This is a genomic window from Cupriavidus phytohabitans, assembly GCF_017815025.1.
Classification (GTDB): Bacteria; Pseudomonadota; Gammaproteobacteria; order Burkholderiales; family Burkholderiaceae; genus Cupriavidus.
In genome coordinates this window covers 93,913-105,072 of record NZ_JAGIQB010000024.1, presented here as the reverse complement: position 1 = coordinate 105,072, position 11,160 = coordinate 93,913, and the positions used below count along the sequence as shown (strand labels likewise).

Here is an 11,160-nt window from a genome sequence, read left to right as displayed (position 1 = left end):
CGCCGCTTGGTGATTCCAAGCAAGCGGCCAGCGCCTAGCACTGCGCCGCGACTCCCCCTTGCCCTTTGGGTTGGCCCGAGCCGGGGCCATCTACTTTGTCGGGCGCCTTGCAAAGGGAATGACCCTTTGCGGCGACGCCCTTCGCGTATCTGGCCCCGGCTCGGGCCAACGCGCGCACGTTTCACGTGCGAATAGACCCTGAGGAGAGCGCCATGGGAATCTGCGACGCACGCACCGTCATCATCACCGGCGCCGGCGGCGGGCTGGGCCGCGCCTACGCGCTGGCCTTCGGCGCCGAGGGCGCCAACGTGGTCGTCAACGACATCCGGCGCGAGGCCGCCGAGGCGGTCTGCGCGGAGATCCGTGCCGCTGGCGGCAGCGCCCTGGCCAGCGATGACGACATCACGCAGCTTGCCACCGCGCAGCGCATCGTCGATGCCGCGGTCGCGGCCTTCGGCGAGGTGCATGTGCTGGTCAACAACGCCGGCATCTGTCGCGACCGCATGTTCGTCAGCCTGACCGAGGCGGACTGGGACGATGTCATGCGCGTGCACCTGCGCGGCCACTTCTGCCTGGCCAACTTGCTGGCCAGGCGATGGCGTGATGCCGCCAAGGCCGGCCGCGCTGTCGACGCGCGCATCATCAACACCAGCTCCGGCGCGGGCCTGCAGGGCTCGGTCGGGCAGTCCAACTACGCCGCCGCCAAGGCCGGCATTGCCGCACTGACGCTGGTGCAGGCCGCCGAACTGGGCCGCTACGGCATCACCGCCAACGCGCTGGCGCCGGCCGCTCGCACCGGCATGACCGAGCAGGTCTTTGCCGACATGATGAAGGCGCCGGAAGGCGGCTTCGACTACTACGACCCGGCCAACGTCGCGCCGCTGGTGGTGTGGCTGGGCAGCGCGGATTCCGCGCAGGTCAACGGGCGCATGTTCGAGGCGGCCGGCGGCATGGTGTCCGTGGCCGACGGCTGGCGCACCGGGCCGAAAGCCGACATGGGCGGGCGCTGGCAGCCGGCCGAACTGGGCGCCGCAGTGGCCGGACTGCTGGCGCAGTCGCAGCCGCCCCAGCCGGTCTACGGCAGCTGAGCGGCACGGCCATGGACTTTACCAATTCAGCCGGATTCGGCGTCGAACACCTGATGGTCCGCGACAGCGCGCGCGACTACCTCGCCACGCACAGCGACTCGGCGGCGGTGCGGCGCGCGACCGAGGCGGGTCCGGCGCACGATGACTCGCTGTGGCGAGCGATTGCGGGCGAGCTTGGGTGGTGCGGCATCGCGCTGCCCGAAGCGGTGGGCGGCGCAGGCCTGGGCGCACCGGGGCTGGCGCTGCTGCAGGAGCAACTGGGCCAGCGCCTGGCCTGCGTGCCGTTCTGGTCGACGGCCTGCGTGGCGGCGCCGTGGCTGCAGGGCTGCGCCGGCCACGGTGCGCAGTGGCTGGAACGTGTGGCCGCTGGCGAGCGTCGCGCCGCGGTGGTGCTGCCGGACGATGGCGGCTGGCACTACGACGGCGTCGCGATCACTGCGCAGGCAAGCGCGGACGGCTTCGTGCTGCGCGGCAGCGCCGCCCAGGTGGCCGATGCCGCGGGCGCCGACTGGTTGCTGGTGCCGGCGCGGCTCGCGGGTGATGTGAGCGGCTCGCCCGCGCTGTTCCTGCTGGAGCCCGCTGCGCTGGCGCAGGATGCGCGCTTCGTGCTGGCGCCGCTGGACACGCTCGACCGCACGCGGCCACTGGCTTCGTTGCGGCTGGACGGCCTGGTCGTTCCGGCAAGTGCCTGCCTGGTACGCGGGGACGACGCGGCGCAGGGCATGGCCCGCGCCTGGTGGCACGGCAAGCTGATGCTGGCTGCCGAGCAGCTCGGCGCGGCCCAGCAATGCCTGGACCTGACCGTTGCCTATGCGTCGGAACGCATCCAGTTCGGCCGCGCCATCGCTTCGTTCCAGGCGGTCAAGCACCGCTGCGCGCAGATGATGGTGCTGGTCGAGGCCGCGCGCTCGGCGGTGTATGGCGCGGCGCAGGCCTGGGAAGCGGTCGCCATGTCCGACGCGCGCCTTGAAATCGCCGCCGCGTCCGTCGCGGCCGATGACGCGCTGCGCTTCAGCGCGCAGGAGGCGATCCAGCTGCATGGCGGGGTCGGCTTTACCTGGGAATACGACCCGCAGCTCTATTTCAAGCGCGCGCAGGCCGCCAGCCAGTGGCTGGGCGGGGCCGGCGCCGCGCTTGCCTACATCGCCGCCAACGGCCCGCAGGCATGGAGGACAGCATGAAAGCGAATGAAGAGTCGGCATTCCGCGCCGAGGTGGCGCAGTGGCTGGCCGAGAACCTGGCCGGCGAGTTTGCCTGCCTGAAGCACCGTGGCGGCCCCGGCGACGAAGAAGCCTTTCCCGAGCTGCGCAAGGCGTGGGAACGGCGCCTGGCCGAGGGCGGCTGGACCGGGCTGGGCTGGCCGCGTGCGCATGGCGGCCGCGAGCTGCCCGTGATGCAGCAGGTGATCTTCCACGAGGAATACGCGCGCGCCGGCGGCCCGGGCCGCATGGGCCATATCGGCGAAGGCCTGATCGGCCCGACCCTGATCGCGTTCGGCACTGAAGACCAGAAGGCGCGCCTGCTGCCCGGCATCCGCAACGGCACGACGTTCTGGTGCCAGGGCTATTCGGAGCCCGGCGCGGGCTCGGACCTGGCCAATGTGCGCACGCGCGCGGTACGCGATGCCGCCAGCGGCGACTGGCTGGTCAGTGGCCAGAAGGTATGGACCTCGCTCGCGCACGATTCCGACTGGATCTTCGTGCTGGCGCGCTGCGAGCCCGGCTCGCGCGGCAACAAGGGGCTGGTCTTCTTGATGCTGCCGCTGGACCAGCCCGGCATCGAGATCCGCCCGATCCGCCAGATGGGCGGCGGCGCGGAGTTCAACGAGGTCTTCTTCGACGGCGCGCGCGCCGCGGCCGCCGACGTGCTGGGCGAGCCCGGCGACGGCTGGCGCATCGCCATGGCGCTGCTCGGGTTCGAGCGCGGCATCTCCACGCTCGGCCAGCAGATGCAGTTCACGCATGAGCTGGAATGGGTGGCGCAGGCCGCGCGCGACAACGGCAGCAGCCGCGACGCGCTGGTGCGCCAGCGCATCGCGCGCGCGTGGGCCGGGCTGCGCGTGATGCGCGCCAATGCGCTGCGCATGCTGGCCGGTGCGGCGCAGGCGGGACAGGATGGCCGGGATGCCGATCTCGCGCTGCAGCGCGAGGCGCTGATCTACAAGTACTACTGGTCCAACTGGCACCGCGACCTGGGCCAGCTGGCGCTGGACGTGCTGGGCCCGCTGGCCAATGTGCTCGATGCCGGCGAGGGGGGCGAGGGGGGCGATGTGCGCCGCACCCGGCTGCAGCAGATGGCGCTGTTCTCGCGCGCCGACACCATCTACGCCGGCACCAACGAAATCCAGCTCAACATCATCGCTGAACGCGGGCTGGGCATGCCGCGCGAAGCCCGAGGACAGTCATGACCCTGAATACCGACATTGCCGAATTTCCCGCCGCGCCGGCCTATGTGCCCGGCCACCAGCTGCTCGCGGGCAAGAGCGTCCTGATCACCGCCGCGGCGGGCGCCGGCATCGGCTTCGCCGCCGCGCGCCGCTGCGCGGAGGAGGGCTGCCGCGCGCTGATGATTTCTGACATCCATCCGAAGCGCCTGGAAGAAGCCGTCGAACGCCTGCGCGCGGAAACCGGGCTGCAGGCCATCCACGGCCAGCTGTGCGATGTGTCAGACGAAGCGCAGGTACGCGCACTCGTGGCCGCCGCCGAAGAAGCACTCGGCGGTACCGACGTGCTGATCAACAACGCCGGCCTGGGCGGCTCGCGCCGCCTAGTTGATATGGACGATGCCGAGTGGTCGCGCGTGATCGATATTTCCCTCACCGGCACCTTCCGCATGACGCGCGCGATGCTGCCGCACATGCAGGCGCGCCGGCGCGGCGCCATCGTCAACAACGCGTCGGTGCTCGGCTGGCGGGCGCAGAAGGAGCAGTCGCACTACGCCGCGGCCAAGGCCGGGGTGATGGCGCTGACGCGCTGCAGCGCGATGGAGGCCGCGGAGTTTGGCGTGCGCATCAATGCGGTGGCGCCCAGCATCGCGCTGCACGACTTCCTGAAGAAGTCGGCACCGGCGGATCTGCTGCGCCAGCTCAGCGAGCGCGAGGCGTTCGGGCGTGCGGCGGAGGTGTGGGAAGTGGCCAACGTGATGGTGTTTTTGGCGAGCGACTATGCCTCGTATATGACGGGGGAGGTGTTGCCGGTGAGCAGCCAGCGGGCGTGAGCGTCTCTTTCGGCTGGTCGCGGTTCGTCCGCTAAGGGTTTGCTCCCCTCTCCCGCTTGCGGGAGAGGGGCCGGGGGTGGGAGCGGGCGTTGGCCATAGCGACGCGCGTCACTTCGTTGATGCTCCGGCCCTCACCCCCACCCCTCTCCCACGTTGTGGGAGAGGGGAGCTTTCACGCAGGGCGCTGGCTGCGTGCGTCGCGGTGATGTGCGTTCGCCACGAGAACCTGGAACCTGTTCTGACCAGGAAGCACGTTGGTATTCGAAACAAAGCTGGAAACACACATGCCAAGAATCTTTCGCTCCGCCGAAGACATCCACGCCGCCGTCGGCCAGTCCCTCGGTGAAAGTCCCTGGACCCGCATCACCCAGGACCAGGTCAACCAGTTCGCCAATGCCACCGGCGACCACCAGTGGCTCCACGTCGATCCCGAACGCGCCGCCCAGGGCCCCTACGGCGCCTGCATCGCCCACGGCTACCTGACCCTCGCGCTGGTCAACCAGTTCCTGCCCGAGCTGGTTTCCGTCGAAGGCATGAAGTGGGGCGTCAACTACGGCTGCGACAAAGTCCGCTTCCCGGCGCCGGTGCGCGTCGGTGCGCGCGTGCGCGGCGTGGGCGAACTGGTGCGGACCGAAACGCTGCCAGGCGGCGTGCAGTCGGTGGTGCGCATGACGGTGGAGATCGAGGGCGAGGGCAAGCCCGCCTGCGTGGCCGAGACGATCAGCCGCTACTACTTCTGAAAACAGGGAACCGAGCATGAATGAAGCAGTCATTGTCGCCGTCGCGCGCACCCCAATCGGCAAGGCCTTCCGCGGTGCCTTCAACGATACCGAAGCCCCGGTGCTGGGCGGCCACGTGGTGCGCGCGGTGGTCGAGCGCGCGGGGGTGGACCCGGCCGAAGTGGACGACGTGCTGATCGGCGCGGCCGCGCAGCAGGGCACCCAGGGCTACAACCTGGGCCGCCTGTGCGCGGTGGCGGCCGGCCTGCCGGACAGCGTGCCTGGCATGACCATGGACCGCATGTGCGGCTCGGGCCTGATGACGATCGCAGCCGGTGCCCGCGCGATCCAGTGCGGCGAGGCCGACATCATCGTCGCCGGCGGCGTTGAATCGATCTCGCTGACGCAAAACAAGCACAAGAACGGCTTCCGCGCCCAGTCCGAAGCGGTGCTGGCGCGGCAGCCGGCGGCGTACATGGCGATGATCGAGACTGCCGAGGTGGTGGCGCGCCGCTACGGCATCAGCCGCGCCGAGCAGGATGCCTATGCCTGGCGCAGCCAGCAGCGCACCGCCGAGGCGCAGCGGCGCGGCGCCTTCGACGACGAGATCGTGCCGCTGGAAACGCGCCGAGCGCTGTTCGACAAGGCCGGCGCACTGACCGGTCACGAGACCGTGACGCTGGCACAGGACGAGTGCAACCGGCGCGATACCACGGCCGCAAGCCTGGCGGCCCTCAAGCCCGTCTGGAGCGGCGGGCAGGCGGTGGCCGAGGGCGAGCACATCACCGCCGGCAATGCCTCGCAACTGTCGGACGGCGCCGCCGCAGTGCTGCTGATGAGCGCGGATGAGGCGCGCCGCCGTGGCTTGCGCCTGCTGGGGCGCTATCGCGGCATGGCGGTCGCCGGCTGTGCGCCGGACGAGATGGGCATCGGCCCGGTGTTCGCGGTGCCGAAGCTGCTGGCGCGCTACGGCATGACGGTGGCGGACGTTGGCCTGTGGGAGCTGAACGAGGCATTCGCCTCGCAGGTGCTGTACTGCCAGCAGAAGCTGGGTATCCCCGATGCACGGCTGAACGTGAATGGTGGCGCGATCTCGGTCGGGCATCCTTTCGGCATGTCGGGCGCGCGCATGACTGCGCACGCGTTGATCGAAGGCCGGCGCCGTGGCGTGCAGCAGGCGGTGGTGACGATGTGCATTGGTGGCGGCATGGGGGCGGCGGCGCTGTTTGACGTCCTGCCGTAGGAAGCATTGCCGCTAGCTTTCTCCCCTCTCCCACGCCAGTGGGGGCGGGGAGAAAACACTTCGCTACCGAGAGCAATCCCGGCAAGTAGAGCCCGCCACGAGGCCGCCTGCCACCACTCCACACGGAGGAGACATCATGAAACGACTGATCGGCCTCGCCATGTCGCTGGCGGTGCTGGCCACCGCGGTCTGGGCCTTTGCACCGCGCCCGCTGCCGCCGTTCCCGGCCACCGCACTGCGCCCGGACGGCCTGCAGATCAACGGCATCGCCCGCGCCGGCGAACGCCTGGTGGCCGTGGGCGAGCGCGGCAGGATCCTGTTCAGCGATGACCAGGGACGCGACTGGCGCGTGGCCGCCGTGGACAAGCCCCAGGGCGCCACGCTGACGCAGGTGGCCTTCGCCGACAGCCGCCATGGCATCGCGGTGGGCCACAGCGGCCTGATCCTGCGCACGGAGGATGGCGGCACACACTGGCAGCAGGTTGCCTTCGACGCGCAATCGTCCGACCCCTTGCTGGGTGCCCTGGCGCAGCGCAACGGGCCGTGGTTCGCCGTGGGCAGCTTCGGCCGTTTCCTGGTCTCCCGCGACCAGGGCAGGCATTGGCAAGAGGCTGCCGACAAGGCCATGCAGGACCGCCATCTCAACGCCATCGCCGGCGACGGGCAGGGACGCCTGATGCTGGCCGGCGAAGCGGGGCTGGTGCTGCGCTCGGCCGACGGCGGCGACCGCTGGGAGCCGGTCAAGACTCCGTACGAGGGCTCGCTGTACGGCGTGCTGCCGCTGCGCGACGGCGCCTGGCTGGCCTTCGGCATGCGCGGCAATGCGCTGCGCAGCGGCGACTTCGGCACCACGTGGCAGGCCGCCGAGACGGGCTTGCGGACCTCGTTCTTCGGCGGCGCCGAGTTGCCCGATGGCCGCATCGTGCTGGCCGGGCAGGGCGGCACGATGGTGATGTCCGCGGATGGCGGGCGCCACTTCGCGCCGTTGCCCGCCGGCAGCCCGCAGACGCTGGCCGCGCTGGTGCCAGCCGGCAAGGACACGCTGGCGCTGGGCGGCAGCGGCGGCCTTGCCGGCGCGACGCTCGCCGCAAATCGCTGAACCTCGGCTGAACCCTGGCTGAACCCCCGCCTGACCGAACGCGAGAACGATCATGACCCGCCCCCAATCCTCCGGCCGCCTGGGCCGCTTCGTCGATGCCTGCGCCGGCGTGCTGATGCACCGGCGCCGCCTGCTGTTGTTGCTGTGCCTGGCCGTGACCGTGGCGCTGGGCTTCTCGGCCACGCGTCTGCGGCTCGATCCCGGCTTCAACAAGATGATCCCGCTGCAGCACCCTTACATGCAGGTGTTCACCAAGTACGCGAGTACCTTCTCCGGTGCCAATACGGTGCTGGTGAGCCTGCGCTGGAAGGGCGACGGCGACATCTACAACGCCGCCTTCATGGACAAGCTGCGCCACGCCACCGATGAAGTGTTCTTCATCCCCGGCGTGGACCGCTCGCGCGTGTTCTCGCTGTTTACGCCCAACGTGCGCTACACCGAGGTGACCGAGGCAGGCTTCCGCGGCGACGTAGTGGTGCCGGGGCGGTTCTCCGGCACGCCGGCGGAACTCGACAAGGTGCGGCGCAACGTGGCGCGCTCCGGGCAGATCGGGCGGCTGGTCAGCAACGACCTCAAGTCGGCGCTGATCCGCGCGGAGTTGCGCGAGACCGATCCGGCCACCGGCAAGACCATCGACTACGGCTCCGTCGCGCGCCAGCTGGAGAAGATCCGCGCGCAATTCAGCGGCCAGGACGTCGAAGTCAATATCGTCGGCTTTGCCAAGCTGGTGGGCGACGTCGAGGAGGGCATCGCTGGCGTGATGGGCTTCTTCGCGCTGGCGTTTGCCGTCACGGCGCTGCTGCTGTGGCTGTACACGCGCTCGCTGCGCATCACCGTGCTGGCGCTGGTGGTGGCGCTGCTGCCGGTGGGCTGGCTGCTGGGGCTGCTGCCGCTGCTGGGCTATGGCATCGACCCGATGTCGATCCTGGTGCCGTTCCTGATCTTCTCGATCGGGGTCTCGCACGCGGTGCAGATGACCAATGCCTGGAAGCAGGAGGTGGTGCAGGGGCACAGCCCGCTCGACAGCGCCAGCGCGGCCTTCCGCAAGCTGTTCATCCCCGGCACGGTGGCGCTGCTGACCAATGCGCTCGGCTTCATGGTCATCATGCGCATCGAGATCGATATCGTGCGCGAGCTTGGCATCACCGCCTGCCTGGGCGTGCTGCTGATGATCGTGACCAACAAGGTGTTCCTGCCGATCCTGCTGTCGTACACGCGGCTGGAGCCGTCGGCGCTGGCACGGTCGCAGGCGCGGCGCGCGCAGGGTGGCGGGGGGCTGTGGCACAAGTTCGGCGCGCTGGCGCGTCCGGCGCCGGCGCTCGGCGTCTTCGTCGCCGCGCTCGCCCTGCTGGCGGCGGGCGCGATCGAGTCGCGCGGCCTGAAGATCGGCGATGTCGGCAGCGGCGCGCCGGAACTGCGCGCGGATTCGCGCTACAACCGCGACAGCGCCAGCATCGTGAGCCAGTACAACATCGGCTCGGATGCGTTGACCGTGGTGGTGGAGCCGACCGGCTTCGACGACGGCTGCCTGCACTACCCGGTAATGAGCGCGGTGGAGCGCTTCGAGATGCATATGCGCGGCGTGTCGGGCGTGCAGTCGGTGGTGAGCGTGTCGTCGCTGGCCAAGGTGGTGATCGGCGCCTACAACGAAGGCAACCCGCGCTGGGAGGCGCTGCCGCGCAGCAGCGAAGGCCTGGGCCAGGGCGCCAAGGCCTACGATCCGGACAACGGCATGAACACGTCCAACTGCCAGGCGATCCAGGTACTGATCTACACCGCCAACCATGAAGGCGCGACCATTGCCCATATCATCCGCGAGATCCGCCGCTTCAACGCCGCCGACAAGACGCCCAACGTGGCCTTCCGCCTTGCCGGCGGCAATATCGGCGTGATGGCCGCCACCAACGAGGCCGTGGAAGAGGCCGAGGTGGCGATGCTGCTGGCGATCTTCGGCGCGATCACGCTGCTGTGCCTGCTGACGTTCCGCTCGTGGCGCGCGGTGCTGTGCATCATCGTGCCGCTGACGCTGGTGTCGGTGCTGTGCAATGCGCTGATGGCACGCCTCGGCATCGGGCTGAAGGTGTCGACGCTGCCGGTCATCACGCTGGGCGTTGGTGTTGGCGTGGACTATGGCATCTACCTGTACGAGCGCATCCAGCACCAGATCCGCGAGGAAGGGCAGGCGTTGCCGCAGGCCTTCGCCGAGGCGATGCGCCAGCGCGGCTCGGCGGCGCTGTTCACGGCGCTGACGATGTGCATCGGCGTTGGCACCTGGGCCTTTGCCGCGCTCAAGTTCCAGGCCGACATGGGGATCCTGCTGGCCTTCATGTTCCTGGTGAACCTGTTCGGCGCGGTGTCGCTGCTGCCGGCGCTGGCGGCGTGGCTGGGTGTCGAGGATGAGGAGCGGGCTCGCGTGGCGGCGGGCGTTGCGGCAGGCAGCGACCTGCCGCCGCCGGCCCATGCCCTCAAATCCGATGCGGCCTGAACGCCACGGATGAAATCGGAGAAACAGCATGCAAGATAGCCAGGCATCCGCAGCGCCAGCATTCACGCCGCTGCGCCTCGGCCCGCTCACGCTGCGCAACCGCTTCATCAAGGCGGGTGCCAACGAGGGCATGACGCCGCACGGCCTGCCGACGCAGGCGCTGGTCCGGCACCATCGTAATCTCGCCGCCGGCGGCGTGGGCATGACCACGGTGGCCTACGCGGCCGTGGCCGACGACGGACTGACCTTCGCGCACCAGATCAGCATACGGCCCGAGCAAGTGCCGCACCTGCGCGTGCTGACCGACGCCGTGCATCGCGAAGGCGCGGCGGCCTGCCTGCAGATCACGCATGCGGGTTCATTTACAACCATGCGCCACGGCGGCAGCCGTGCGCCGGGCAGCGCGTCGTCCGGCATCAATGCCTTCGGCATGATGCACGGCGTGTATTTCCAGCGCGCGATGCGCGAGGCGGACATGGCGCGCGTCGCCGGCCAGTTTGCCGCGGCGGCGAGGCTGGCGCGCGAAGCGGGCTTCGACGCGGTCGAGATCCACATGGGCCACGGCTACCTGCTCAACCAGTTCCTGTCGCCGCTGAGCAACCGGCGGCGCGATGCGTTTGGCGGCAGCGTGGAGAACCGCACCCGCTTCCCGGCCGCGGTGCTGCGCCAGGTCAAGGATGCGGTTGGCGACGGACTGGCCGTCTGCTGCAAGCTCAGCGTCAGCGACGGCGTGCCGGGCGGCAACCAGCCCGCGGATTCCGCCGTGACCGCGCGCATGCTGGAAGCGGAAGGCGCCGACCTGCTGACGCTCAGCGGCGGCCGCAATGTGGAAAGCCCATGGGTGCTGTTCGGCAGCCCGATGCCGACGGCGCAGATGAAGGCCGCCGCGCCGACCGCGCTGGCGCGCTTCGGCATCAGCATGCTCGAGCGCAGCACGCCGCGCGACCTGGCCTTCCGCGAGCTGTATTTCCTCGAGGCGTCGCGCGTGGTGCGGCAGGCGGTGCGCATGCCGCTGGCCTACGTCGGCGGCGTCAAGTCGCTCGACAACGTCGCGCAGCTGATGGCGGAAGGATTCGACTGCATCGCGCTGGCACGCGCCCTGATCCACGATCCCGCGCTGGTCGCCAACTGGCGCAGCGGCGCGGTGCGACACTCGGCCTGCGACAGCTGCAATGGCTGCGTGGCCAGGATCTACGATCCCGCCGGCGTCAGCTGCGTGCATGGCCCGGGCAACGATCCGGCGCTGACGCGCCTGGTCGCGCTGCAGTAGTCCGATGGGACGATGAGGCAGCGGCCGGAGGCTCTTATCT

Annotated in this window: 9 protein-coding genes; all 9 read left to right on the top strand. The window is 69.9% G+C overall.

Annotated features, from left to right (window positions below; genetic code table 11):
• Positions 1-212: 212 nt before the first annotated feature.
• The 9 genes from J8I34_RS18065 (at position 213) to J8I34_RS18025 (ending at position 11,120) form a co-directional block, all read left to right on the top strand.
• Positions 213-1,088 carry an SDR family oxidoreductase gene (locus J8I34_RS18065; protein WP_209806640.1) on the top strand — a complete coding sequence of 292 codons (876 nt, stop codon included), beginning with the start codon at positions 213-215 and terminating at the stop codon, positions 1,086-1,088.
• Positions 1,089-1,099: 11 nt separating this feature from the next.
• Positions 1,100-2,269 (top strand): acyl-CoA dehydrogenase family protein, encoded by a 1,170-nt coding sequence (locus J8I34_RS18060; protein WP_209806639.1) that lies wholly within the window; start codon positions 1,100-1,102, stop codon positions 2,267-2,269.
• A complete protein-coding gene (locus J8I34_RS18055; RefSeq protein WP_209806638.1) occupies positions 2,266-3,495 on the top strand; it encodes an acyl-CoA dehydrogenase family protein in 1,230 nt (409 codons plus the stop codon). Before J8I34_RS18060 ends, J8I34_RS18055 begins: the two co-directional genes overlap by 4 nt.
• Positions 3,492-4,304 carry an SDR family oxidoreductase gene (locus J8I34_RS18050; protein WP_209775351.1) on the top strand — a complete coding sequence of 271 codons (813 nt, stop codon included), beginning with the start codon at positions 3,492-3,494 and terminating at the stop codon, positions 4,302-4,304. Before J8I34_RS18055 ends, J8I34_RS18050 begins: the two co-directional genes overlap by 4 nt.
• A 284-nt stretch (positions 4,305-4,588) precedes the next feature.
• Entirely contained in the window at positions 4,589-5,044 is a 456-nt protein-coding gene (locus tag J8I34_RS18045; RefSeq protein WP_029049932.1) for a MaoC family dehydratase, read from the top strand.
• A gap of 16 nt (positions 5,045-5,060) precedes the next feature.
• Entirely contained in the window at positions 5,061-6,266 is a 1,206-nt protein-coding gene (locus J8I34_RS18040; RefSeq protein ID WP_209806637.1) for an acetyl-CoA C-acyltransferase, read from the top strand.
• 136 nt (positions 6,267-6,402) lie between these two features.
• Positions 6,403-7,365: a WD40/YVTN/BNR-like repeat-containing protein gene (locus tag J8I34_RS18035; protein ID WP_209806636.1), complete on the top strand. Its 963-nt coding sequence runs from the start codon at positions 6,403-6,405 to the stop codon at positions 7,363-7,365.
• 52 nt (positions 7,366-7,417) lie between these two features.
• Positions 7,418-9,850 carry an efflux RND transporter permease subunit gene (locus J8I34_RS18030; protein ID WP_209806635.1) on the top strand — a complete coding sequence of 811 codons (2,433 nt, stop codon included), beginning with the start codon at positions 7,418-7,420 and terminating at the stop codon, positions 9,848-9,850.
• Positions 9,851-9,878: 28 nt separating this feature from the next.
• Positions 9,879-11,120: an NADH:flavin oxidoreductase gene (locus tag J8I34_RS18025; protein WP_209806634.1), complete on the top strand. Its 1,242-nt coding sequence runs from the start codon at positions 9,879-9,881 to the stop codon at positions 11,118-11,120.
• Positions 11,121-11,160 lie beyond the last annotated feature (40 nt).